This is a genomic window from Fodinibius sp. AD559, from assembly GCF_052712805.1.
In genome coordinates, this window is the sequence record NZ_JBQPVW010000004.1 from 337,074 (window position 1) to 363,097 (window position 26,024).

24 protein-coding genes are annotated in these 26,024 nt (G+C 42.8%); 19 read left to right on the forward strand and 5 right to left on the reverse strand.

Annotated features, from left to right (window positions below; translation table 11 throughout):
* Positions 1 to 202 precede the first annotated feature (202 nt).
* From ACQ4LT_RS09605 to ACQ4LT_RS09690, 18 genes are all read left to right on the forward strand, one after another.
* Positions 203 to 907 (forward strand): sugar phosphate nucleotidyltransferase, encoded by a 705-nt coding sequence (locus ACQ4LT_RS09605; protein WP_445665820.1) that lies wholly within the window; start codon positions 203 to 205, stop codon positions 905 to 907.
* Between the two features lie 4 nt (positions 908 to 911).
* Positions 912 to 1,784 carry a dTDP-4-dehydrorhamnose reductase gene (rfbD, locus tag ACQ4LT_RS09610; RefSeq protein ID WP_445665821.1) on the forward strand — a complete coding sequence of 291 codons (873 nt, stop codon included), beginning with the start codon at positions 912 to 914 and terminating at the stop codon, positions 1,782 to 1,784.
* A 58-nt stretch (positions 1,785 to 1,842) separates the two neighbouring features.
* A complete protein-coding gene (gene rfbC, locus ACQ4LT_RS09615) occupies positions 1,843 to 2,388 on the forward strand; it encodes a dTDP-4-dehydrorhamnose 3,5-epimerase (protein ID WP_445665822.1) in 546 nt (181 codons plus the stop codon).
* 55 nt (positions 2,389 to 2,443) lie between these two features.
* Positions 2,444 to 3,445, forward strand: coding sequence for a dTDP-glucose 4,6-dehydratase (gene rfbB, locus ACQ4LT_RS09620; RefSeq protein ID WP_445665823.1), 1,002 nt, complete (start codon positions 2,444 to 2,446; stop codon positions 3,443 to 3,445).
* Between the two features lie 114 nt (positions 3,446 to 3,559).
* Entirely contained in the window at positions 3,560 to 4,012 is a 453-nt protein-coding gene (locus ACQ4LT_RS09625; protein WP_445665824.1) for an RrF2 family transcriptional regulator, read from the forward strand.
* Positions 4,013 to 4,221: 209 nt separating this feature from the next.
* Entirely contained in the window at positions 4,222 to 4,695 is a 474-nt protein-coding gene (locus ACQ4LT_RS09630) for a c-type cytochrome (RefSeq protein WP_445665825.1), read from the forward strand.
* 37 nt (positions 4,696 to 4,732) lie between these two features.
* The gene (gene nosZ, locus ACQ4LT_RS09635) at positions 4,733 to 6,709 is read left to right on the forward strand and encodes a Sec-dependent nitrous-oxide reductase (RefSeq protein ID WP_445665826.1); all 1,977 of its coding nucleotides are present in this window, start codon (positions 4,733 to 4,735) and stop codon (positions 6,707 to 6,709) included.
* 81 nt (positions 6,710 to 6,790) lie between these two features.
* The gene (locus ACQ4LT_RS09640; protein ID WP_445665827.1) at positions 6,791 to 7,360 is read left to right on the forward strand and encodes a hypothetical protein; all 570 of its coding nucleotides are present in this window, start codon (positions 6,791 to 6,793) and stop codon (positions 7,358 to 7,360) included.
* Positions 7,361 to 7,380: 20 nt separating this feature from the next.
* On the forward strand, positions 7,381 to 7,827 hold the full coding sequence (locus ACQ4LT_RS09645; protein WP_445665828.1) for a nitrous oxide reductase accessory protein NosL: 447 nt from the start codon (positions 7,381 to 7,383) through the stop codon (positions 7,825 to 7,827).
* Between the two features lie 57 nt (positions 7,828 to 7,884).
* Positions 7,885 to 9,138 (forward strand): nitrous oxide reductase family maturation protein NosD, encoded by a 1,254-nt coding sequence (locus ACQ4LT_RS09650; RefSeq protein ID WP_445665829.1) that lies wholly within the window; start codon positions 7,885 to 7,887, stop codon positions 9,136 to 9,138.
* The gene (locus ACQ4LT_RS09655; protein ID WP_445665830.1) at positions 9,135 to 9,845 is read left to right on the forward strand and encodes an ABC transporter ATP-binding protein; all 711 of its coding nucleotides are present in this window, start codon (positions 9,135 to 9,137) and stop codon (positions 9,843 to 9,845) included. The genes ACQ4LT_RS09650 and ACQ4LT_RS09655 overlap by 4 nt, the downstream gene beginning before the upstream one ends.
* Positions 9,842 to 10,633, forward strand: a complete 792-nt coding sequence (locus ACQ4LT_RS09660) for an ABC transporter permease (RefSeq protein WP_445665831.1) — start codon at positions 9,842 to 9,844, stop codon at positions 10,631 to 10,633. Before ACQ4LT_RS09655 ends, ACQ4LT_RS09660 begins: the two co-directional genes overlap by 4 nt.
* 144 nt (positions 10,634 to 10,777) lie before the next feature.
* Positions 10,778 to 12,154 carry an oxygen-independent coproporphyrinogen III oxidase gene (gene hemN, locus ACQ4LT_RS09665; protein ID WP_445665832.1) on the forward strand — a complete coding sequence of 459 codons (1,377 nt, stop codon included), beginning with the start codon at positions 10,778 to 10,780 and terminating at the stop codon, positions 12,152 to 12,154.
* A gap of 10 nt (positions 12,155 to 12,164) precedes the next feature.
* The gene (gene ppdK, locus ACQ4LT_RS09670) at positions 12,165 to 14,819 is read left to right on the forward strand and encodes a pyruvate, phosphate dikinase (RefSeq protein ID WP_445665833.1); all 2,655 of its coding nucleotides are present in this window, start codon (positions 12,165 to 12,167) and stop codon (positions 14,817 to 14,819) included.
* A 157-nt stretch (positions 14,820 to 14,976) separates the two neighbouring features.
* The gene (locus ACQ4LT_RS09675) at positions 14,977 to 16,014 is read left to right on the forward strand and encodes a COX15/CtaA family protein (protein WP_445665834.1); all 1,038 of its coding nucleotides are present in this window, start codon (positions 14,977 to 14,979) and stop codon (positions 16,012 to 16,014) included.
* A gap of 74 nt (positions 16,015 to 16,088) precedes the next feature.
* Positions 16,089 to 16,808 (forward strand): iron-sulfur cluster repair di-iron protein, encoded by a 720-nt coding sequence (ric, locus tag ACQ4LT_RS09680; protein WP_445665835.1) that lies wholly within the window; start codon positions 16,089 to 16,091, stop codon positions 16,806 to 16,808.
* Between the two features lie 96 nt (positions 16,809 to 16,904).
* The gene (locus ACQ4LT_RS09685; protein WP_445665836.1) at positions 16,905 to 18,719 is read left to right on the forward strand and encodes a hypothetical protein; all 1,815 of its coding nucleotides are present in this window, start codon (positions 16,905 to 16,907) and stop codon (positions 18,717 to 18,719) included.
* 34 nt (positions 18,720 to 18,753) lie between these two features.
* Complete coding sequence (locus ACQ4LT_RS09690) at positions 18,754 to 20,139, forward strand: tyrosine phenol-lyase (RefSeq protein ID WP_445665837.1); 1,386 nt, start codon at positions 18,754 to 18,756, stop codon at positions 20,137 to 20,139.
* A gap of 144 nt (positions 20,140 to 20,283) precedes the next feature.
* On the opposite strand, the gene ACQ4LT_RS09695 is transcribed toward ACQ4LT_RS09690, so the two are convergent.
* The 5 genes from ACQ4LT_RS09695 to ACQ4LT_RS09715 form a co-directional block, all read right to left on the reverse strand.
* On the reverse strand, positions 20,284 to 20,637 hold the full coding sequence (locus ACQ4LT_RS09695; protein WP_445665921.1) for an MmcQ/YjbR family DNA-binding protein: 354 nt from the start codon (positions 20,635 to 20,637) through the stop codon (positions 20,284 to 20,286).
* Positions 20,637 to 21,026: a VOC family protein gene (locus tag ACQ4LT_RS09700; RefSeq protein ID WP_445665838.1), complete on the reverse strand. Its 390-nt coding sequence runs from the start codon at positions 21,024 to 21,026 to the stop codon at positions 20,637 to 20,639. Before ACQ4LT_RS09700 ends, ACQ4LT_RS09695 begins: the two co-directional genes overlap by 1 nt.
* Before the next feature lie 85 nt (positions 21,027 to 21,111).
* The gene (locus ACQ4LT_RS09705; protein ID WP_445665839.1) at positions 21,112 to 21,444 is read right to left on the reverse strand and encodes a helix-turn-helix domain-containing protein; all 333 of its coding nucleotides are present in this window, start codon (positions 21,442 to 21,444) and stop codon (positions 21,112 to 21,114) included.
* 203 nt (positions 21,445 to 21,647) lie between these two features.
* A complete protein-coding gene (locus ACQ4LT_RS09710) occupies positions 21,648 to 21,878 on the reverse strand; it encodes a DUF6597 domain-containing transcriptional factor (protein WP_445665840.1) in 231 nt (76 codons plus the stop codon).
* A gap of 492 nt (positions 21,879 to 22,370) precedes the next feature.
* Positions 22,371 to 23,774, reverse strand: coding sequence for a tryptophanase (locus ACQ4LT_RS09715; protein WP_445665841.1), 1,404 nt, complete (start codon positions 23,772 to 23,774; stop codon positions 22,371 to 22,373).
* Between the two features lie 122 nt (positions 23,775 to 23,896).
* On the opposite strand from ACQ4LT_RS09715, the gene ACQ4LT_RS09720 reads away from it, so the two are divergent.
* Positions 23,897 to 25,972, forward strand: coding sequence for an acetate--CoA ligase family protein (locus ACQ4LT_RS09720; RefSeq protein ID WP_445665842.1), 2,076 nt, complete (start codon positions 23,897 to 23,899; stop codon positions 25,970 to 25,972).
* Positions 25,973 to 26,024 lie beyond the last annotated feature (52 nt).

Genomic DNA, 26,024 nt, shown 5'->3' on the forward strand with positions numbered 1-26,024 from the left:
GTTTAGTAATTATTAATAGATAGAATCTACAGGGGATATAACAAATTAATACTCTATGCTGTTAAAGAGTTCTATAGATTTGATTTCTAAATTTTGATGCTTATGAAATGAAAGGTCAAATTAAAACGACTATATAGAGTTCCATTTGGCATTTTTTAATTTTAATTTATTAATCTCTTTTAATCCCAAAGATAATCTATTCATGAAAGGAATTATTTTAGCGGGCGGTACGGGTTCTCGTTTGTATCCCCTTACAAAAGTAACGAACAAGCATTTATTACCGGTCGGGGATCAGCCGATGATTTATTATCCTATTCGGAAATTAACCGATGCAGGTATTGAAGAGATATTGATTGTCACAGGTACCGAGCATATGGGCGATGTGGTGAATCTGCTGGGATCGGGTAAAGATTTTGGCTGCCGGTTCACCTATAAAGTACAGGATGAGGCCGGGGGCATTGCCCAGGCGCTGGGACTGGCAGAAAACTTTGTAGGCGATGATTCCATGACTGTGATTTTGGGGGATAATATCTTTGAGACTTCCTTGGATAAAGCGATTAATTCTTATCCCGGCAAAGGAGCACAAATTTTACTTAAAGAAGTAGATGATCCTGAACGTTTTGGAGTGGCAGAAGTAGAGGGTAAGAAAATAGTAGGGATTGAAGAAAAGCCGGATCAGCCCAAAAGTGATTTGGCGGTGACCGGTGTTTATATGTACGATGCCCGGGTATTCGATTTTATTCGGGATCTGGAGCCGTCCGATCGTGGAGAGCTTGAGATTACAGATGTTAATAATCACTATATCCAAGAAGATGCCATGCGGTTTTCGATAATGGAAGGATGGTGGACCGACGCTGGAACGCCTTCATCATATAAGCGAGCGAACAAATTGGTTGATTCTATATAATACAATGATGAAAGCATTACTACTTGGGGCATCGGGACAATTAGGTGAAGAGTGGCAACGGATTATTAATAAAGACTATTCCGATGAGATCGAGTTGCTGTCTTACACGTCAAGCGATCTGGATATTACACACTACCAGGAGGTTTCGGATGAGTTTCGTGAGCAAAACCCGGATGTGGTTATTAATTGTGCAGCCTTTACTGATGTGGATGGGGCTGAAGATCACAAAAAACGGGCCCGCAAAGTCAATATGGAAGCCCCGTTATACCTGGCAGAATTAAGTCAGCAACTGGAATTTAAGCTGGTGCACTATTCGACGGATTATGTTTTTCCCGGTACAAAACTTAATAAAAGGGAATTTCCGAATGGGTATCCTGAAGATCATCCGGCCGATCCTGTTAATTGGTATGGAAAGACAAAATGGGAGGGGGAACAGGCTATTCGCCAAACAACGGAAAACCATCTTATTGTTCGCGTGTCTTGGTTGTGCGGCCAGTTTGGTTCCAACTTCGTAAAAACGATGCTACAACTGGGACAGGAGCGCAATGAGTTACAAGTTGTTAACGATCAATGGGGTAGCCCTACCTTTGCTGAAAACATCGTAAAAAATTGCCTGAATTTACTGCGTAGGGACATAGACGGGACTTATCATATTACTTCTAAAGGGTTGATCAGCTGGTATGATTTTGCCAAGGCTATTTTTGAGATGAAAAATATTGATGTTTCACTGGAAGCTGTTACCTCGGATGTTTTTCCTACGAAGGCTCAACGCCCGCACTTCTCGAAGTTGGATACTGAAAAGATTGAAGAAGTGGAAGGAAGTGAGATCATTGACTGGAAAAAGGGATTGAGGAATTTGTTAGATGAACTACAGTAAAATTCTGTCCCCAAATTATTATATTAGCGTTCAAATTTTAATCCGCAATGATTGAGGAATGGAGATTGTAGAAACAAGTATTCCCGATGTGCTACTGTTAAAACCGGAGGTATATAGGGATGAACGGGGCTTTTTTCTGGAAACCTACCGGGAAGAGTGTTTAAAGGAGAAAAGTATAGACGTCCATTTTGTGCAGGATAACCTTTCGAAATCCCAAGAGAACACTGTCCGGGGATTGCATTATCAGATTGAGCGCCAGCAAGATAAATTGCTGATGGTTATGCAGGGAGCTATTTTGGATGTGGCGGTAGATTTGCGTCAGGATTCTCCCACATTTGGCGAACACGTGGCAATGGAACTTTCAGCTGAAAATAAACACCAGATGTTCATTCCCAAGGGATTTGCCCACGGGTTTTCGGTACTGTCGGATGATGCGTTGGTGTATTATAAATGCAGCGATTATTACTATCCGGATGGAGAACGGGGTTTGCTGTGGGATGATCCTGAGCTGGGTATTAATTGGAAGGTTACCGATCCCATAATCTCAGAGAAAGACCAGCATCAACCACGGCTACAGGAAATTAAAAACGAAGATTTGTTTTGATTTCACAGGACAAGGGAATGAAAGTTAAAAATTTCAATAAGAATTAAGAGTAAGAATGAGAATATTAGTTACAGGTGGGGCGGGATTTATAGGATCTAATTTACTATTGTATTTGCACGAGAAGTATCCCAATTATCAGCTATTGAATATTGATAAACTTGGCTATGCTTCGGATTTATCATATCTGAATGAGATTAAAAATTCGAATCGGTACACTTTTAAAAAGCTGGATATCGTAGATCGTGAAGCTGTTCGGAGTATTATTCGGGACTATAAACCCGAAGGCGTATTTCATTTAGCTGCGGAGTCGCATGTAGATAATTCTATTAAGGGACCGGAGCCATTTATTCAATCGAATGTGGTAGGGACGTTTAATTTAATTGAGGAGTGCCGACAGTTTTGGAAAGCAGATGAAGAACAGTGGCAAAAGAATCGATTTTTGCACGTTTCTACCGATGAGGTCTATGGGGAGCTGGGAGAGCAGGGGGCTTTTTCAGAGGATTCCCCGTATGCCCCCAATTCGCCGTATTCGGCATCAAAGGCGGGTAGTGATTTCATTATCCGATCGTATTATCATACCTACGGGATGAATGTAGTTACGACGAACTGCTCCAATAATTTCGGTCCGCATCAGCACGACGAAAAGTTAATTCCCACTGTTATTCGTACTGCGCTGAATCACGATAATATTCCTGTCTATGGGAAAGGAGAGAATGTCCGCGATTGGCTCTATGTTAGGGAACATTGTCGCGCATTGGATCTGGTTTTTAATGAAGGGGAATCGGGGGAAACCTATATTATTGGCGGCAATAATGAGTGGAAGAATATCGACCTGGTAAAGAAGATCTGTAATATTTTAAATGAAGAGATTGGAGATGCACCGAACTCTGATTTTAAAAATCTGATTACCTTTGTCAAAGATCGCCCGGGACATGATTTTCGCTATGCTATTGATGCTTCTAAAATTAAGGAAGAGCTGGGATGGGATAGTGAAGAATCGTTTGAGCAGCGTCTGAGAGAAACAATACAATGGTATATCCAACGATATAGAGAGTAGTTTAGTCCGTCTGGCCCTTTTGGTTGCAAGTCTCATTATCGTATATAAAATAGTTGAAGGTCTTTTATATTTGACATATTTTTAAGATAAAATTGTCTTAATACTAAAATTATAATGATCTTCTCCAAATCATGTGTTTATGGCCTACGGGCAATGATCTATCTCGCCTCGATATCGGGAGAAGGTTATGTTTCAATTAAAGGATTGAGTGAAAAACTGGATATCTCATTCCACTTTTTGACAAAGATACTGCAGGAACTAACGGCGGCAGATCTTTTGGAATCAATGAAAGGACCCAAAGGTGGGGTAAGGTTATCAAAACCAAGTAGTGAAATTACGCTGAAAGAGGTTGTTGAAGCTATTGACGGCGCAGCCATTTTTACGGAATGTGTCCTGGGGCTACCTGGCTGTGGAACCGACAAACCTTGTCCGATGCATAACATGTGGGAAGATACTCGGGATGAAATAAATGATGTGTTTACAGACACCAGTTTACAGGATATGTCAAAGGAAGGAAAAGAAAAGGATTTGAGGATAACTCCAGATGGAAAGTTTACCTGGAGCTGAGTATGAGACGGTATTGCATGACTGCAAACAGTTGCAGAACACTTGTTGCATTAATGCAACGTATCGAGTTATTAAAGCAGAACTTGAATATCTGCGGACTGTTATAACAATGATTTATACGTTTAAAACCTGAACAGAAACCTAAATAAACCTGGCACATAAATTGCATGTTTTTTAATAGAAGACAAGAAACTCTTAAAACAAAAGGGATGATGAACACTACGATTACAAAAGTTGCTGGATTGCTCGTGCTTACGGCAGCGTTGCTCATTGGCTGTGGAGGAAGTTCGGATAACCAATCCGAGAATGCTGACTCTCAAAAAAAGGAGCAGGAGCTGACCGAATTTGAAATGACAAATGGCATTGGTCCGGTTAAAGAAGAAATTACTATTGATGAAATCGATCCTGAATTAGCCAAAGAAGGGATGCGGGTTTTTGATATGAAGTGCGGAGCGTGTCACAAGCTGGATAGTCGTTATGTAGGTCCGCCACTGGGTGGCATTATGAATGCACGTACACCTGCCTATGTAATGAATATGATTCTAAATCCGGAAGAAATGCTTGCTAAGCATCCGGTTGCAAAATCGGTAGGGTCTCAATATCCGACACGGATGACGAATCAGCAATTGACCAGAGAGAAAGCGCGAGCCGTGGTAGAATACCTGGCACAGGAATCACAATAAACAATCGTTAATAAATAACAATAAAATACATACTACTATGAATAAACTGTTAAAAAAATCATTGCTGTGGCCGCTTGCGGCAGTAGCAGCAATTGGTTTTATATCTATGGGATGTAGCTCGAATGGGGAATTTGGTTCCTCTTCTGATGCTGCAGAGAAAGTTTACGTTGCACCGGGAGAGCATGACGAATTTTACGGCTTCTTTTCTGGTGGATACAACGGACAGCTTGGCGTTTATGGACTACCATCCGGCCGACATATTTATACTATTCCGGTCTTCTCACAGTCTCCAACAAATGGCTGGGGATATAATGAAGAAACCAAGCCGATGTTGAAAACGACCGATGGTTTTGTGCCATGGGGCGATGCTCACCATCCTGAGCTTTCTCAAACAGATGGGGAAACGGATGGTCGCTGGGTTTTCATTAATGAAAATAATACTCCACGTATTGCCCGTGTAGGACTGGATGAGTTTAAAACACAGGAGATTATTGAGATTCCAAATTCTGCCGGTAACCACGCCTCTTCATTTGTTACACCTAACACCGAGTATGTGACAGCAGCAACACGCTTTAGTGTGCCGATGGATGAGGATAACATGCAGAACATGGATGTGAGTATTGATAGCTATAAAGAAAACTTCCAGGGTACTATTTCCTTTGTTAAAGTTTCTGATGAAGGACATATGAATGTTGACTTTCAGATCAGGATGCCTGGGTTCAATTATGATTTAAGTCATTCGGGCAAAGGTCCTTCTGATGGCTGGGCGTTCTTTACTTCTTATAACAGTGAGGAAGCGCACACGATGCTGGAAATCAATGCTTCAAAGAATGACAAGGATTATATTGCAGCTATCAACTGGGAAAAAGCCGCTGAATATGCCAAAGAAGGCAAAGGAAAAATGGTCCCCGGTGAACATTATCGGAACTATATCGATCATGAAGAAGGCGGAGTTGCCAAGAGTGAACTGATCGAAGAAGTTAGAGTACTTGACCCACGTGAGTTGGATGGTATTGTATATTTCTTGCCTACGCCTAAATCACCCCACGGTGTTGACGTAGATCCGACGGGACAATATATCGCGGCCGGCGGTAAGCTTTCTACAGTTATTCCTGTTCACTCATTTGCCAAGATGCAAGAAGCCATTGAAAACGAAGATTTCGAAGGCGAAGAGCAGGGTATTCCGGTCTTAAATTACGATTCCATTCTACACGGTGAGGTTGAAAATCCGGGATTAGGACCGTTACACACCGAGTTTGATGGACGTGGCAATGCTTATACAACGGCCTTTATCTCATCAGAAATCGTTAAATGGGATATCGAAAATACTGAAGTTGTTGACCGTATTGATGTGTATTACTCTCCGGGACACTTAATGATACCTGGCGGTGACAGCAAAAAACCTGCTGGTAAATATTTGGTATCGCTTAACAAGATTACCAAAGATCGTTACTTGCCAACCGGACCTGAAATGTTCCACTCGGCACAGCTGATAGATATATCCGGTGAGAAGATGGAGCTGCTGCTCGACTTCCCTACCGAGGGTGAACCGCACTACGCTCAGGGTATTGCTGCTGAAAAGGTGAAGAAAAATCAGAAGCGATTCTATGAAATCGATGAGAATAATCACCCTCGTGCTGCGAAAAGCGAAAAAGAAACGAAGGTGGTACGTGACGGTAACGAAGTACATGTATATATGACGACTATTCGAAGCCACTTTGCGCCCGATAATATCGAGGGTATTAAAGTAGGTGACGAAGTGTACTTCCATGTTACAAACCTCGAGCAGGACTGGGATGTACCTCACGGTTTTGCAATGAAAGGTGCCAATAATGCCGAGCTGCTTGTTATGCCTGGCGAAACGAGAACACTAAAATGGGAGCCCAATAAAGTAGGCGTTTTCCCATTCTATTGCACCGATTTCTGCTCAGCTCTGCACCAAGAGATGCAGGGTTACGTTCGAGTATCACCAGAAAATTCAGATACACCGATCTCTTATAGCATAGGTCAGTAAGTGACCTCAATCCTTGGGGAGGGGAGGGTGAAGCCTCCTCTCTTCTTATTTCAATAGAATATCAATTTTGATTTGAATATTATGGATAAGCAAAAAAGAGTTTGGATGGCCGTTGCTGCACTAATACTTATAGGAGTTTATTTTGTTCCTATTTGGAGTATCAGTATGGAAGCCCCGCAATATCCCGAAGGTATTGGCATGAATATTACGGTAGATAATATTGAAGGGAAATCGAAAAACGATTTACAAAATATTAACGGGTTAAACCATTATATAGGGATGAAAGAGATTAATCCCGATTCTATACCTGAGCTTAAGATCATGCCGTTTATTTTTGGCTTTTTGATTATCAGCGGATTAATTATTGCCGGTGTTGGAAATGAAAGATGGATTTTGTACTGGCTTGGATTATTCGTGTTGCTTGCAATTGCCGGGCTTGTAGATTTCTATATTTGGGGCTATGATTATGGGCACAATTTAAATCCCGATGCCCCGATTAAAGTGCCGGGCATGACCTATCAGCCACCGCTGATCGGTAGTAAACAGCTGCTGAATATTAATGCCATCTCGCTGCCGCATATTGGATTTTACATTTCATTAATATCTATGAGTATAGCAGGAACAATATGGTGGAAAAGCAAAGAGGATTGATAAAAAAGACGAATAAAACGATGTATTTATCCCGAATATTAAAAATTACTGTTGTTATTGGGCTGTTGCTGTTGGCTACGGCCTGCAGCCAGGAACCGGCCGAGGTGCACTATGGCAGTGACGAATGTGCACATTGTAAGATGATGATTACGGACGCTCAATTTGCATCACAAATTGTTAGTGATAAAGGTAAAGCCTATAAGTTTGATGCTATAGAATGTATGGCTGCTCATTATCGCATAAATAAAGATGAACTGGACGGAGCGAAACTTTATGTGAGCAATTATAATAAGCCCGGCAATTGGTTAAATGCTAAGGAGGCCCAGTTTGTAAAAAGTGAAGAGGTTAACAGTCCCATGGGTGAATCGCTATTGGCTTTTCCCTCCCAAAAAGAAGCAGAAAAACACCTAAGTGAGCGCCCTGGCAAATTGTTAAAATGGGCGGAGGTGTCCCAAATAGAAATGTAGTAATAAAGCTGCATGTTGGTACTGAAAATTTAGAATAAGGATAAAAGGATTGAGGCCATGAGATTATTTAAATTTACAATAATACTGTTTATTGGAGTGGGGCTATCGTTATTAGCTCACCAAGCATCGGCGAACCAGGTTACTGTCGCCAAAGATAGTGATATCGCTTCTGTACAGGCCGGAATTGACCAAGCTCAGCCGGGTGACACTGTACTCGTTAAAGAAGGGCGATATGTTGAGTACGATATTCGTATAAATAAGCGAATTACATTGTTAGGGGAAGAAAACGCCATTATCGATGGCGATAATCAGGGTTTTGTAGTAGTAGTGAATGCGGATAGCACGGTGATCAAAAATATTGAAGTTCGCAACAGCAAAGCCGGGTTTATGGATGACTATGCTGGAATTGTGGTTGAAGGGGCTCACCACGTGCGTATTGAAAATGTGAAGCTGGTCGACAATTTCTTTGCAATCTATCTCGCAAAATCGGAGGGTACCGTTGTGAAGAATAATCATATTACCGCCTCCCGTCAGCGCGAAACGAACTCTGGTAACGGTATTCATCTCTGGTATACAAAAGATGTAGAAATTACAAATAACTATGTAAGCGGCCATCGTGATGGACTCTATTTTGAGTTTGTAGAAGGAGCCTTTATTGCCGGAAACGAAAGTGAAAACAACATTCGTTATGGTATTCACTTTATGTATTCCGATAACTGCCGTTACGAGCGCAATACTTTTCGTGATAATGGAGGAGGGGTCGCGGTAATGTATACTTCAAACGTAGATATTGTAGATAATCATTTTGCTGATAACTGGGGTTCATCGGCATATGGAATGCTGCTAAAGGAAATTAATAGGAGTACGGTAACCGGAAATACGTTTACCAACAATTCTGTGGGTTTGTACATGGAGGCATCCAGTCGAAATAAGGTTGAAGGCAATAAGTTTGAGCAAAATGGATGGGCTGTACAATTGATGGCAAACTCCACGAATAATACATTCAGTAAAAATAATTTTATTGCTAATTCTTTTGAAGTATCTACAAACAGTAGAATGAATTACAGTAATAATTTTGATAAGAATTACTGGAGTAAATACGAGGGTTATGACCTAAATCATGATGGAACTGGGGATGTACCGCATCGTCCGGTGCGTCTGTTTTCGATTCTTGTGGAAAAACAACCGCAGTCGCTATTGCTTTTGCGAAGCTTCCTTATCGATATTCTGGATGCCGCTGAAAAATTTATGCCGGCTCTTACCCCGGAGACGCTCCTTGATTCTAAACCGCAAATGGAACCTGTGCTATGATTTCAATACAAAAATTACGCAAAGACTTTGGGGCCCGTACGGTCCTTAACGAGCTGGATTTAGAAATTCCGGTCGGACAGGCTACCGGCATCGTTGGTCCCAACGGCTCTGGAAAAACAACAACCATTAAGGCTTTACTGGGACTTGTAAAGCCCACGTCTGGAGATATTTTGGTTGATGGAAAATCAATTGAAGGAGAATGGGAGTATCGCAACAAAATTGGCTATATGCCACAAATTGCCCGCTATCCCGAAAATATGACGATTGGGGAACTGTTTCAGTTTATTAAAACTATGCGAGGCAGTGATACGGATCGTGATCAGGAACTGCTCGAATATTTTGAGCTGGATAATGAAATTGACAAGCGAATGCGCGCGCTTTCCGGTGGAATGCGTCAAAAAGTGGGCGCTATTTTGGCCATGATGTTTGATCCTGAGATCCTGATTTTCGATGAGCCTACGGCAGGTCTTGATCCCAAGTCGAGTGTGCAGTTTAAGAGACTGGTACATCGCGAAAAGGAAAAAGGGAAAACAGTCTTGCTTACTTCACATATTATGAGTGAAATAGAAGAACTGACTGATCATCTGATATTTATGGTAGAAGGAAATATTCGGTACGACGGACCAATGCGCGAGCTCATGGAACGGCAACAGGAACAGCGGCTCGAAGGTGCCGTGGCAAAAATGATGGAGGAAACAGCAGCATGAAAGCACTCACAATTTTAAAATATCAATGGAAAGATCTGCTTCGTGGCAAGTGGATTGTCGGATACGGATTGATTTATCTGCTTATTGCTGATGCAATGATTCGATTCGGGAATGCAGGTCCCAAAGCAATGCTCAGCATCTCAAACATCATGCTATTGCTGATACCCCTTGTAGGGATGATTTATGGTGCGCTGTACCTGTATCAGTCGCGGGAATTTACTGAGCTGTTACTGGCTCAACCCATCGATCGCCCCTCACTGTTTTGGGGGTTATTCGGCGGTTTGGCAGTACCATTAGCGGTTGCTTATGCATTAGGTACGGTTATTCCGATGATTTATACCGGCATGATTGTTACCGCCAGTACACAGTCAATCTTGTTGATACTACTGTTGGGCATCGCATTAACGTTGTTGTTTACCGGACTTGGTTTCTGGTTTGCCCTCAAATTTTTTGAAGATCGTGTAAAAGGACTCGGTTTTGCACTCATAAGCTGGCTCTTTTTAGCGGTACTTTACGATGGATTAGTACTGCTTGCAATATTTGCTTTCGGTGATTACCCCATTGAAAAGCCGATGCTGGCACTGGCCTTGGCAAATCCCATTGATCTGGCTCGCATTACTGTGTTACTTGAGTTTGATATTTCGGCCCTTATGGGGTATACCGGAGCAGTTTTCAATCGCTTTTTTGGCAGTATGATGGGTATTAGCGTGGCGATAAGTTGCTTAATGCTTTGGCTGGGTATTCCACTGTGGAGAAGTCAGCAACAGTTCAAGAAGAAAGATTTTTAACATATAGCCACAGATTTACACAGATAGATGAGTTTGTAAAGGACTACTTCAAAAATTTAAAATTAGACGATAGCGCGAGCGTCCGCTCGTGCTATTAGTCAATAATTCTAATCTGTGCTACGCTGTGGCCAAAGTACAAATATTATGAAAGATGTAAGCCTCGATCTCATCAAGAAATACAATGTTCAGGGACCGCGCTACACCTCGTATCCCACGGCTGTGCAGTTTCAGGAAGCCGAAGAGGATGATGTAGCATCTTTGCATCAGTACCTGATTGATCGCAATGCCGATCCCCATCCCATATCCCTCTATTTCCATATTCCGTTCTGTTTTTCACTCTGCTGGTACTGCGGTTGTACAAAGGTGATTACCAAAGATCAGGATCGCGGTGACCTCTATCTTAATTACCTGGAAAAAGAGATGGATCAGGTGGCCGAAATGTTGCACCCCGATTCGGAAGTGGTACAGATTCACTTTGGCGGAGGTACCCCTACATTTTTAAAGCCCGATCAGCTACAGCGTCTCGGCAAGGCTATCCACAGCCGATTTAATTTAACTAATGAAACAGAGTTCGGCGTCGAGATTGATCCGCGAAAATGTACCCGAGAGCATATTCAAATGCTGGCAGACATTGGTTGTAATCGTGCATCGCTTGGTGTACAGGATACGAATGAAGAAGTACAAAAAGCGATTCATCGTATCCAGCCTTTTGAGCAAACGAAGCAGGTTTCCGAGTGGCTGCGCGGAGCGGGAATAGATTCAATTAACTTCGATCTTATTTACGGTTTGCCGCTACAGAGGCTCAACACATTTCGCAAGACAATGGATGATGTGCTCAGTCTGGCACCCGACCGCTTGGCAGTATACAGCTATGCACATATCCCGAGCATGATGCCTGCCCAAAAGTTGCTCAATGAAGAAGATATGCCTTCGACCGATGAAAAGTTGTCTATGTTGCAGCTTAGTATTTCATACCTGACTGATAATGGTTATCGCTTTATTGGAATGGATCACTTTTCACGCGAAGATGAAGAACTTTCTCAAGCGATGGATGACGGTACATTACAGCGAAACTTTCAGGGATATAGTACATTGGCCGGAGCAGATCTCTACGCTTTTGGAATGTCTGGCATTTCGAATGTGGGGGAGTATTACTGGCAGAATACCAAAGAACTCCCTGAATATTATAACATATTAGATAAAAATGAGAGTCCTGTGGCCAAAGTGTTGCATCTCTGCAAAGATGATAAGTTGCGACATCATGTAATAATGCAAATTATGTGTAAGATGGGCCTCTCATTTGATGAGATCGAAGAAAAATGGGGCATAGTTTTTGAGGATTATTTTAGTAGCAGTCTTGAACGTTTGTCTGAGTTACAGGCGGATGGATTTGTGGAAGTATCAAATAATAAAATTACAATAACTGAGCGCGGCCGACTTTTTCTTCGCAATATTGCAATGTGTTTCGACAAATATTTAAACAGAAAAGAATCGACCCGCTCGTTCTCAAAAACAGTGTAAGGTGATTCTTATGGATGCTCAAAACCAAGTATTTACGTTTGGCGGTGGTAAGGGAGAAGGCGATAAATCAATGAAAAAGCTGCTTGGTGGTAAGGGAGCCAACCTTGCAGAAATGAGCAGCATTGGAATGCCCATCCCGCCGGGATTTACGATCTCTGCCAAGGTCTGTAAATATTATAATGAGCATGAGGGTGAGTGGCCGGATGGACTGGCAGAAGAAATAAATGAAAGTATTTCTCACTTAGAAGAATTAATGAACTTGCAGTTCGGGGATCCCAAGGATCCGCTGTTGGTTTCAGTTCGTTCGGGAGCGGCTGTTTCTATGCCGGGTATGATGGATACCGTCCTAAACTTAGGTTTGACAGATCAATCGGTACAGGGATTGTCTGAAAAAACCGGTAATGAGCGCTTTGCTTACGATTGCTATCGCCGTTTTATTGATATGTTCGGTGATGTGGTGATGGGCGTGGCTCATGAAAAGTTTGAAGAGGCTCTCCAGAAACTGAAGGATGAGAAAGGCGTTGAGCTGGATACCCAGCTGGATGTGGATGATCTTAAGGAGCTGGTCGATCGGTATAAAAAAGTTTATAAAAAGAATACGGGAGAAGACTTTCCCCAAGATCCCGATGATCAATTGCGATTTGCAATTAATGGTGTATTTGGTTCCTGGAATACCAAGCGAGCTATCAAATATCGAAAAATAAATACAATAACCGGTCTGCTGGGTACGGCTGTTAACGTGCAAGCGATGGTTTACGGTAATATGGGTGATGACAGTGCCACGGGCGTCTGTTTTACCCGGAACCCCTCAGATGGTGAGAATGAGCTATACGGTGAGTTTTTGATCAATGCACAGGGGGAAGATGTGGTGGCAGGTCTTCGTACGCCTCGTGATATTAAAGAGCTCAAAGAGGTGATGCCTGATTCTTATGATGAGCTGCTGGAGCTGACGGATCAACTGGAAGAGCATTACCAGGATATGCAAGATATCGAATTTACCGTACAGCAGGGGGAACTGTTTATCCTGCAAACGCGCAACGGAAAGCGGACGGGTGCGGCAGCGGTTAAAATTGCTATTGACATGGTGAATGAGGGAATTCTGGAAAAGGATAAAGCCGTAGCTAATATAGTTGAGCCCGGGCATCTCGATCAGCTATTACATCCACAGCTAAAGGAAGATGAGATTGATGAAGATGATATCCTTGGAGAAGGTTTGCCGGCATCGCCTGGCGCTGCGGTGGGGAAAGTGGTATTTGAATCTGATACGGCAGAAGAGGAGCATAGTAAAGGCAACCCGGTAATATTGGTTCGTATCGAAACAAGTCCAGAAGATGTGGGTGGAATGTCGGCTGCCGAAGGTATTCTAACATCGCGTGGCGGAATGACGAGTCACGCCGCGGTAGTAGCTCGCGGATGGGGCAAACCCTGTGTGGCTGGTTGCGATGATATCAGTATTGATTATGATGAGCAGCAATTTATAGCCGGTGATGTTACTGTTAAGGCGGGCGACTGGATTTCGATCGACGGAGCGCGCGGAACGGTAATTAACGGTAAAAAAGAGGTGGAAGCACCCCAATTTGGTGACAACTTCCGCACCTTTATGAACTGGGTGGATGAGTTTCGTGATATGAATGTGCGTACAAATGCTGATACGCCTGAAGATGCCTTACGTGCACGAGAATACGGTGCGCAGGGCATTGGGCTGGCTCGTACCGAGCACATGTTTTTTGGAGAAGAACGGATACGCGAAATGCGTCGGATGATTATATCCGAGAGCGAAGAGGAGCGTCGAAGTGCCCTGGAGAACTTGCTTCCGTATCAACGCGAAGATTTTATAGAAATTTTTGAGGCGATGGAAGGATTGCCTGTTACAGTACGATTGCTGGATCCGCCGCTGCATGAATTTCTCCCTGATGAGGAAAAAGAAGTTAAAACGCTTGCGAAGGAGCTGGGAATTAAGAAGGCTGAATTGAATCGAAAGATCCGGCTGTTGAGTGAGTTTAATCCTATGCTGGGGCACCGCGGATGTCGACTTGGAATTACCTATCCGGAAATTACCGAAATGCAGGCGCGTGCTATTTTAGAAGCGGCTGTAGACGTCAAAAGTAAAGGTAAAGAGGTGTATCCGGAAATCATGATCCCGCTGGTGGGAACCGCCGAGGAGTTTATCCATGAGCGACATGTTGTGGATGAAATTGCCGAGAAAGTATTTGCTGAAAAGGGTAGCGAGGTCGATTATAAAGTAGGTACAATGATCGAAATTCCCCGGGCGGCTCTTATTGCCGATAAAATTGCTGACGAAGCAGACTTTTTCTCTTTCGGCACGAACGATCTTACTCAGATGACGTTTGGTTATAGTCGCGATGATGCCGGCAAGTTTTTGGAGCACTATCTCAATGAAGGGATTCTTAAAAACGATCCTTTCCAGGTTCTGGACGAAGAAGGGGTTGGTCAACTCGTAGAGATGGGAGTCGAAAAAGGTCGCGATGCAAAATCTGATCTCAAGGTTGGAATTTGCGGTGAGCACGGTGGCGATCCCAGTAGTGTGGCTTTTTGCTATAACCTTGGATTAAATTACGTATCCTGTTCACCATACCGCGTTCCTATTGCACGACTTGCTGCCGCCCAGGCTTTTCTGAATTCCGGAAAAGAAGTGGTTTCATAATTCCTTCATGACTGTATTATATTTTCTTCTGCCCTCTCATTAAGAGGGGGCAGTTTTATAATTTTGTGAGGGAAAGAACTTTAATTTGAAGGACTTGAATCCTTTAAATAAATTCTGGCACAAACAATCATAAGTAACCGACGAGCGATACATTTTTGTGAATTCTTTTGAAAGAAAAGCGGTAAGAACTTGGTTCTGGACTGGAGCTATTCTCATTTTTATTATAATGGTTGTAGGAGGAATCACCCGCCTTACAGACTCCGGACTTTCGATGTCCGACTGGAGCCTTATTATGGGTGCCATCCCTCCAATGAATGAGGCGGAATGGCTGACTGCTTTTGAACGCTATAAAGAATTTCCCCAATATCAGCAGCTAAATGCCGGGATGTCGCTGGCAGAATTTAAAACTATTTTCTTTTGGGAATACCTACACCGGCTGTTGGGACGACTGATAGGTGTTGTATTTTTAATTCCGTTCGCATTTTTTTGGATCCGAGGCTATTTTAACTCCAAGACCTTACGCCGGGCATGGATTTTATTCGGATTGGGAGCGCTGCAGGGAGCCATGGGTTGGATCATGGTTCAAAGTGGTCTGGTAGATCTACCCTACGTTAGCCACTACCGATTGGCAATTCATCTGCTGTTGGCGATGCTTTTGTTCGGGTTTTGTATCTGGTATGCGCTTGATCTTTATGAGGATCAACCCGTAAAGAAAAGTCCCGATCTTCTTTCATTGAGACGATGGTCGATAGGATTGCTTATTCTATTTATTGCTCAGGTTGTTTGGGGAGCCTTCACGGCCGGACTTGATGCCGGATATATTTACAATACGTTCCCCACGATGAACGGTGATTGGGTGCCAAAAGGGACATGGACACTACAGCCAGTACTTGCAAATTTTGTAGAACATCCGGGAACAGTACAGTGGACGCACCGAATTCTTGGCACATTGTTGGGTATTGTAACGTTTGGGTTTTGGTGGCGAAATCGTAATGCTAATATTGGACACTTGGTGAAACAAAAAGCGAGAATTTTGTTGGGAATGATGCTTACACAGTATGTGCTGGGCATTTTAACGGTGATTACGCATGTGCAGCTGTTGATGGGAGTTGTACATCAAGCTGGAGCTTTTGCCGTTCTCTTTTTCTGGATCTGGTATCATTATGACATCAAATCTAATTGGGCAAATGTCTAATTTTATTCTTAATTTAAGATAAGATAGTCTTAAATACTATAAGGTTAGGGTCTTAAAAATATTAGAGTACAATTATGAGTATTACAAAAGAACGAACAATCGGACAGATTGTTAAAGATGATTACAGAACAGCACAGGTATTTCAAGAATATGGATTGGATTTCTGTTGTGGTGGAAATCGTACAATTGAAGAGGCTTGTGGGAATAAGGAGATCAATCCCAGTGAGGTTATTCAAGCCTTGGATCAGTTAAATAATGCCGGATCGAAAGAGAATAATTATGATCAGTGGTCGCTGGATTTTCTGGTGGATTATATTGTCAACAATCACCATGAATTTACCCGAAATAAATTACCTGAAATTGGCAAGTATGCAAAAAAGGTTGCTGAAGTACACGGAGACCGCCACGAGGAGTTGAATGAGATTTATTATGAGTTTACAATGCTGCATACCGAAATATTCAACCATCTGGACAAAGAGGAACGTATTTTGTTCCCTTATATTAAGCAGTTGGTAGAGGCAGAGAAGAAAGGAACTAAGCCTGAAAAACCAGAATTTGGAGAGGCTGCAAATCCTATTGCAATGATGGAAGAGGAGCATGACGAAGCGGGCACCTCGATGGCAAAAATAAGCAGGTTAAGCAACAATTTTACTCCACCTGAAGATGCTTGCACTACCTATCGATTGCTATATGAGAACTTGGAGGGTTTCGAAAAAGATCTGCATAAACACATTCACCTTGAAAATAATATTCTTTTTCCAAAAGCGCTTGAGTTGGAAAAAGAATTAGCATAAACCAAAGTTACGTTATCTACGCAATACGCTGCATTATTGTGTAGTATTATATTATATAAATGCACATAAATTTTTATATCTAAGAATAGTAAAGTCATGTCCCATTCTCCTCATAACTTTTCGATCCCCGTAATGGGAACCGGTCATTCTATTGATTCACCTATCAGGGTCGGCCCGTACGGTATTAATTCAGTAATCTCTATTGTTGATGATCTGCTGGTTGAAAAAATACGCAAGCATTATTGCAAGAAGTATGATTTCGAATACAATAATATAGCACGTAATGTTGAAGATGGCCGTGCCCGACGAATAACTGCTTACTTGGATACGGTGAAGGAAATTGTCGACAAGAAGTTCTCGGCTATAAAGAATCAACCTTTTTTTGAGAAGAACGAGAAGTCGAAGTATTTCGAGATGCTACCCGACAGCAGTACGTTAAAAGAAAAGTATAATCAGCTGATGAGTACCGAAGAGGGCAGCTTGCGCGATCGCCTGTCGTGCGAACTTTCTCGGATGATGAATGCCGGTTCCATTGACGTAAATATCATGGCCAAGGTCGATAAGCTGAATTATACTAAAGGTGGTGCTCCGATGAGTAAGGAGTTTAGTGATGCCAGTGCGGCTCTTCGCGGATATGCAAAAAGCAAAGTTTCATCCAGTCTGGTTCTATCAGCCGGATTTAACCCGCGCCTCTATAATTATATCACGGAGTTCAAGGATTTTTACCGGGATGCAAAAGGGGAGATCAAAAAGAAAATTATCCTAAAAGTGAGTGATTTTCGGTCAGCGCTGATACAGGGCAAATATTTGGCCAAAAAGGGTTTGGAGGTTTTTGAATATCGCATCGAGTCCGGATTGAACTGTGGGGGACATGCGTTTCCATCTGATGGACATTTGATGCCGAGTTTGCTTCATGAATTCTGCGAAAAACGTGATCAGCTTACAAAAGCAGTGCAGCCACTCATTGAAAAATATTACGAAGAAAATGCTGATGGCTTTCCGGATAATTGGGAAATTATTGAGCCGCGACTTACGGTTCAGGGCGGTATTGGCGTTAGTGGTGAAGCCGATCGTCTGCTGAATGATTTTGAGATGGATGCCACCGGTTGGGGTAGTCCATTCTTGCTGGTGCCCGAAGCTACAACCGTGGATAAACCCACACGTCAGCTGCTGGAAAATGCGGGTGAAAAAGAGTTATACCTAAGTGGAGTTTCTCCATTAGGGGTACCGTTTAATAACGTAAGAGATACAGGATCCGAACAGTGGCATCAAGAACGAATCGAAAAAGGTAAGCCGGGATCACCCTGTCCCAAGGGATTTTTGAAATCCAATACAGAATTTACCGAGCAGCCTATTTGTACGGCTTCAACGCAGTATCAGCTGCTTAAGCTTGATGAAATAGCACAAAGTGAGATGCCCGAGGATAAAAAAGAGAAAAAGCGAGAGAAAGTGCTGGGTAAAGCATGCTTGTGCGATCACTTGGGTAATGGTGCACTTATAAATTTAGGAATTCTGGCAGAACATCGTGCTCCTCAAGCGATCTGTCCGGGACCGAATATTGCCTATTATGATGGTGAGTATTCGCTTCGTGAGATGGCGGATCATATCTACGGTCGTAGCGAATCGCTTGCAGACGAAGAGCGTCCCCATATGTTTGCAAAGGAGATTGCGTTGTATGTCGATTACGTTGATGAGCTGGCCGAACAGCTGGATGGTGAATCGGGATTAAAGAAATTGCAAAAGTTCCAGAAGAATCTGGAAGAGGGGATGGAATATTGTTTAAAAATTGCAAATTCAGAGCCTTTTCAGGATGAAAATCTGTCGTCAATTTCGTTTACTGTATCCGAGCAGAAGCAGCGTTTGGAATCTATTGTGAATACTTACGAAGAACGCATTTCTGTTGGAGTGTAAATTAGAAATTGGAAACTTAGAATATGATATAATTATGACAGATAATCGAGAAAGGTCTTGGGCCGAACCATACAAAATTAAGATGGTGGAACCGGTTCAGATGATTAGTCGTGAGGAACGGGAAAAAGCAATTAAAGAAGCCGGTTACAATACGTTTCTGTTGCGATCGCGCGATGTGTATATCGATCTTTTAACCGATAGCGGGACTTCGGCAATGAGTGATCGCCAATGGGCAGGAATGATGATGGGAGATGAGGCTTATGCCGGCAGTGAGAATTTCTATCACCTCGAAGAAGCAATACAAAAATATTATGGATATGATCATGTCGTTCCTACCCACCAGGGGCGTGGGGCTGAGCACATGATTTCTCAGCTGATGATTGATGATGGCGATTTTGTGCCCGGCAATATGTATTTCACCACAACAAAGCTGCACCAGGAACTGGCGGGCGGTACGTTTGTGGATGTGATCATTGATGAGGCGCATGATCCGGAGAATGAGCATCCATTCAAGGCGAATGTAGACCTCAATAAGCTCGAAGATCTTATAAAAGAGAAAGGACCGGATAAAATCCCATATGTATCCATTGCTACATCAGTAAATATGGCTGGTGGACAGCCTATTTCGATGTCCAATTTGAAAGAAGTACGTGAGCTGACAAACAGGTATGATATCCCGATTATCCATGATATGACCCGCGTGGCCGAAAATGCGTATTTCATTAAGCAACGTGAGGAAGGTTATGGGGATACTCCTGTCAAGGATATAGTGCATGAGATTTGTTCGCTTACTGATGGTGCTACCATGAGTGCCAAGAAGGATGCGCTGGTAAATATCGGCGGATTTTTGGCGCTTAACGACGAAGAGCTTTTCCGAAAAGCACAAAATATGGTAGTGGTTTATGAGGGATTGCATACTTACGGCGGAATGGCCGGGCGTGATATGGAGGCGCTGGCGATTGGTATTACGGAGTCGGTAGATGAAGATCACATTCGTGCCCGCGTTGGACAGGTGCAGTACTTGGGCGAAAAGCTGATTGACATGGGCGTGCCGGTTGTGCGGCCGATTGGAAGTCACGGTGTGTTTTTAAATGCCAAGAAGATTCTGCCGCACCTAAGTCAGGATGAGTTGCCTGCACAGACGCTGGCTGCCGAACTGTATTTGGATGCCGGTATTCGAAGCATGGAACGCGGTGTTGTTTCTGCAGGACGTGATCCCGAAACAGGTAAACATAATTATCCTGATTTGGAATTGGTCCGCTTGACGATTCCACGGCGCGTATATACACAAGCCCACATGGATGTGGTCGCTGAATCGGTCGAAGCGGTTTACCAGCAGCGTGAGGATATCACCGGACTCGCTTTTGATTATGAGCCGGAGTATCTTCGATTCTTCCAGTCACGCTTTAAGAAGCGATAAGTTGATTATTGATTACTTTTTAATTACCCCTCAACTTTTCCATCCCAAGTTCTGCTTGGGATGGTTTATTTTTGTCCTGTCTTGATGTCAGCTTCATTTCTTATAACGACAAATAATGAAGTAAAAAGCGATCTCTTCCATAACTTATAAAGATTTTAGCTCTTCCTGAGTTTTCTTTGGTAGTTTGGCAACTACCAATTGGTATGAATTCGAGATCCACTCTTTTAGCAAGCCGTCCGGTACCGGATGATCCATCTTAATACTATTCCAGTGCTTTTTATTCATATGATAACCGGGGATGACAAAAGGATATTTTTCCCGGAGTTTAATTGCTTTTACCGGATCGCATTTTACATTAATTAGCTCAAAGCTATCAACGTCGGTTGCACTGAACATCTTGCCTTTTACCTTAAAGACTAAGGTCTCCTCGTCAAAGGGAAAGCTTTCTTCCGCACCGGGAAAAGAAAGGCAGAATTCTCTGTATTCTATAATATTCATCATTCTAAGACATCTGAAAAGGTCAGGATAAAGCTATTTGGATCTTGAATTGCAAACTCGCTAGCCCCGTAAAAGGTTTCGTGCATTTTCTTTATTAGATTGACTTCATCCTTTATTTCCTGATATAAACCTTCAAAGTCCTCCACTTTAATGTAAAGCGTTAATGCACCGCCGCTTTGTTGGCCTTTGAGTTCGGGGTATTCATCCCTGATGGATTCTGTCTTTTGGAACATAAGGGAAACATCATCTCTGCGTACCATTGCCCATTCCAAAACTCCTTCTTCTGGAACTGTTTGAAGAACCTCAAAATCAAGAATGTCCGTGTAAAACTCTATTGTTTTATTTACATCTTCAACCATCAAATTTGGGGTAAGGGATTGGAGCTTCATAATAAATAATAGGTATTGTGTAGTTGCGGTTATTTTCTCTCAAGTTAATTGATTTAACAGAATGAAGCTTTGTAAAAAAACGACATCATCGCATTTCAGAGGGCATAGATCCGGCCATTTTTTTGAAATCTCTGGTCAGATGGGCATGATCATAGTAGCCGTTATCAAAGGCAATATTGAGCAGGCTTTCCTGAGGTTTTTCCTTTATTAATGATTTTATATGGAGAAATCGAACTATTCGGGCATAACTTTTCATGCTAACTCCAATAGCTGATCGGAAACGTCGCTCGAACTGTCGCTTACTAATGCCAAAATTGTTGGTTAAATCGTCAATTATAATATTTCCCTTATGTTCTCTAATATATTGAACCGCGGCGGCAGGAATAGAATCAAACTTGTTATCGGATTTACTTTTCATCCTAAAAATTAGTTGATCTAATTCTGAGGATAGTTGCTTCCGGGATTCCAGGCCGACCATCCTTTCCCAGATTGATTCGTTTAAACTGGGAAATATATCATAGGCCCCGACATTTATATCCTTAAATTTATGAAGAGGAACGGAGGTTAACGGACTCATGGTCCCGGTTTTAAAGCGAATGCCCACAAGCCTGGTATCGGGAGTTACGACGACTTTTTGTATCTGGTCATCATCCCTACTGCCGATATACTTTCTTTTGATAAGTCCGCTTGCTTTTCCGCAGATGAAACAGCACTCCCAAAATTAAATATCAGATCTGTACAGCTATCGGGAAGAATATGCAGTGACTGTTTGCTGTTAGAATCCGAGATCCAATAACAGTCAACTATATTTCGGAGTGTCTTGTCAGGCAACAGCTCTTGGTAACCGCTCATCTGCAAAGAGAAATTTGATTAAAACCAATATTTGAGTCTGTATTTAAGGTAACAGAAGACTAATAACGTTTTTGTAAATAACAATATCGATACTGGGAAATTTCTTCAAGGTATAAATAAAGTCAAAACCATTTTCATCTTTATTCTCTACTTTCAAGCACAAAAGGATATATATAAAATATAATTTCTTATGTTATCTAAACTTCATACCTAATAATAAAGGGTTGATAATTATATATAATCTATTATTAATTATAGATTAGTTGTATATTAATGAGCAAATAGGAGAAAGACTTGTTCTGTATAGGGTAATACCCTTATGTTATAAACAGTTGATCAAAAAAGAGCTCTGCAACCGCAGGGCCTTTTCTTTTTTAACCCCCTCTCTTTTCTTAAAACCCCATTATTTTGTCGCGGTGTTATTTCTGTTTTGAGAACAAAATAATCCACAGATGAATTAAGGTTTATTTTGTTAAACAAGTTTAACTTTTATTACTCTGCAATTGGTTTCAGTCGGGCCGAGAAATGTCTTAGAACATCTGGACTGTCAATAATTTTATATCCGCCTAACTTATCGCGCTGTTTATAGGCAGAGATAATCACTTCAGCCAAATAATCTACATGACTTTGAGTGTACATGCGACGCGGGAAGGCTAAGCGTACGAGTTCCATGGCAGCCGGTTTTTCAGAGCCATCGGGTTGCTTACCAAACATTACGGTGCCGATTTCTACACCGCGAATGCCTCCCAGTAAATAAAGTGCATTATTAAATGACCACGCGGGATATTCCGTCGGTGGGATATGGGAAAGAATCTCCTTGGCATCCAGATATACCGCATGTCCGCCGGTAGGTTGAACAATAGGAATACCGGCATCCGTTAGTTTATCTCCAAGATAGCTGATAGAACGAATGCGATAGCGGAGATAGTCGGGATCAAGGGCTTCATAAAGTCCTTGTGCAACAGCCTCCATATCGTAGCCGGCCATGCCACCATAGGTGGGAAATCCCTCAGTAAGAATTTCAAGGTTGCGGCATTCGGATGCCAGTTCATCACTGTTTAATGCTAAGAAACCGCCAATATTTGCCATCCCGTCTTTTTTTGCACTCATGGTGCAGCCGTCGGCATAGCTAAACATCTCTTGAGCAATTTCTATAGGTTTTTTATCACTAAAACCATCTTCACGCGTTTTGATAAACCAGGCGTTTTCTGCAAATCGGCAGGCATCAATAAAGAACGGAATGTCATGTTTTCGAGCGATTTCCGAAACTCCTTTTATGTTGGCCATGCTTACCGGCTGTCCGCCCCCTGAATTATTCGTTACGGTAATCATAATAACAGGAATATTTTCGGAATCAACTTTCTGAATGGTTTCTTCCAGCTTGTCCAGATTCATATTTCCTTTAAAAGGATGATCACTTTGCGGTTGTTTACCTTCGTCGATAACGAGGTCGCGTGCCTCAGCGCCGGCATGCTCAACATGGGCGCGGGTAGTGTCGAAATGGGTGTTGCTGGGGATGACATCGTCTTCACCGGCAATGGTCGTAAAGAAAATATTTTCTGCGGCGCGTCCTTGATGAGTAGGAATAAGATGTTTGAATCCGGTAATATCCTGTACGGCTGATTCCAGCTTATAAAAGGAGGAAGATCCGGCGTATGACTCATCACTTTCAATCATACGCGCCCACTGTTTGGATGACATTGCCCCGGTGCCGCTGTCGGTGAGCAGATCAATGAGCACGTCTTTCGCTTTCAGTAGAAAAGGATTGTAGCCTGCCTCTTTGAGCAGTTGTTCGCGCTCTTCCATGGTCGTAAACCGAATGGGTTCTACCGATCGGATGCGAAAAGGTTCGATGATGGTATCTGTTTGAAAAGGAGAAAGGGACGAAGTTTCCATAGTGAATATTATGCCGATTCGAGTTTATATTTTTGAATAAAAAGAAGTGTTTTGTCTTTGACAAAGTATAATATTAACGGTAAAATAAGACAAATAACTCTTAAATATTAATTGCATCTAAAATGCTTAGTCCATTCTTCAAGCCGCAGGGTGTTGCAGTCATTGGAGCTTCTCGAAATCCACATAAATTGGGATACGGGGTGGTTCGAAATCTTAAGGAATATCGGTACCAGGGTGGGATTTATCCGATTAACAAATCGGCATCTGAGATCTTGGATCTGCCGTGCTATTCTTCTGTAGATGAGGTGCCCGATCCTGTAGATTTAGCTATTATCATTGTGCCAGCGCCAGTTGTTCCTAAGATTATAAAGCAATGCGGGCAGCGGGGTATCAAACATGCGATTGTAATTAGCGGTGGATTTAGTGAGACCGGAGAAGAAGGTCAGAAGCTGGAGAAAGAGCTTAAAAGAGTTGCCGACAAATGGGATATTAATTTTATCGGTCCCAACTGTATTGGCACAATCGATACCCATACTCCGGTGAATACAACTTTTGTAACTGGAATGCCCGAGTCAGGAGAAATTGGATTTTGTTCGCAATCGGGAGCAATGGTGGCCTCGGTGATCGACTGGGCACGTGGCGCTGGCGTAGGATTTTCGAGAATTGTGAGCCTGGGCAATCAGGTTGATATTAATGAAACACAGATGATTAGAGCGCTACATGAAGATGATCAGACCCGGGTAATTACCGCATATATCGAAGGTGTTTCGGATGGAAAAGCATTTATGGAAGTAGCCCAAAGAGCAGCAAAAGATAAACCGGTAGTAGCGTTGAAAGGGGGCCGTGGGGAGGGCGGTGCCCGAGCGGTGGCGTCGCATACGGGAGCGCTGGCCGGGAGTACGGAAGCCTATGAAGCTGCTTTTGATCGAGCTGGTGTACAGCAAGCGAGTACGATGGAGGAGATGTTTGACTGGGCGCGGGCTTTGGCTTGGCAACCACTCCCAAAAGGAAAAAATGTCGCGGTGCTTACCAATGCCGGAGGGCCAGCTATTCTGGCCGTTGACGCATTGGAGAACGTAGGATTAGAACTGGCTGAATTAACAACAGAGACTAAAAATTATTTGGAATCGCGCCTTCCTAAAGCGGCAAGCGTAAGCAATCCTGTGGATGTATTGGCGGGTTCTGGGCCGGGGACCTATGCGGTGGCGTTAGATGCATTACTTACTGACGAAACGGTGGATTCGGTTGTGGTTATACAAGCCCCGCAGGATTGGTTTTTGCCAGCCAGTTTGGCTGAGGTGGTGGGCGAAGTTGCGGGCGTTCATGACAAGCCGGTAATTACATCTATAATGGGAAAAGCCTCGGTAGAAGAGGCCCTAACAATACTGCATAAACGAAAAATTCCGAATGTCGCTTTTCCGGAGCGTGTAGCTTCAGTGCTGGCGGCCATGGTTAAGCGCAAAGAGTGGCTCGATATCCCTCAGCAAACACCTGAACGATTTACTGATTTTGATGAGGATGAAGTACAAAAGGATGTCTCAAAAAATGATTGGAAATCGTTGCTCCAGGAATATGGCATTGCGTTCCCTCCCGAAAAAAATGCCCGAAATGAGAAGGAGGCAATTAAAGCTGCTGAATCTATTGGATATCCTGTAGTTTTGAAGTTGATGTCTGAATCGGTTTCGCATAAAACGGAGGTCAACGGGGTAAAGTTAGGGCTTCGCAATTCTGATGACGTACAATCAGCATGGAAAGAGATCAGGCAGTCAGCCAAGTCCGCAGACGTAGATATGGAGGGCGTGCAGGTTCAGAAAATGCTGACCGGCGGACAAGAGGTAATTATGGGAGTTCGTCGAGATACACAGTTTGGGCCAATGGTGTTGTTTGGAACGGGAGGTACAGATGTAGAACTTCTTCAGGATGTTGAATCTGCTATTGCTCCGTTGAACCGCTTGCAGGCTGAAAAATTGATAGATGCTACGCGTGCTGGAATTAAACTCAAGGGGTGGCGTAATCAACCACCAGCTGATCGTGAAACGGTAATCAAATATTTGATGCGACTGTCACAGCTGGGAGAAGAAATGCCAAATATTGATGAGTTGGAAATGAATCCCTTATATGTGTTACCTGAAGGGCAGGGAGCTTATGCCGTGGATGTCAGGGGTACAATGGTTGAGGATGAAAAAAGGGCAGGATAGTTTAGGATTGTAAGTGAAGTAAAAAGACAATTTAGAAAGGATTGGAAAACAG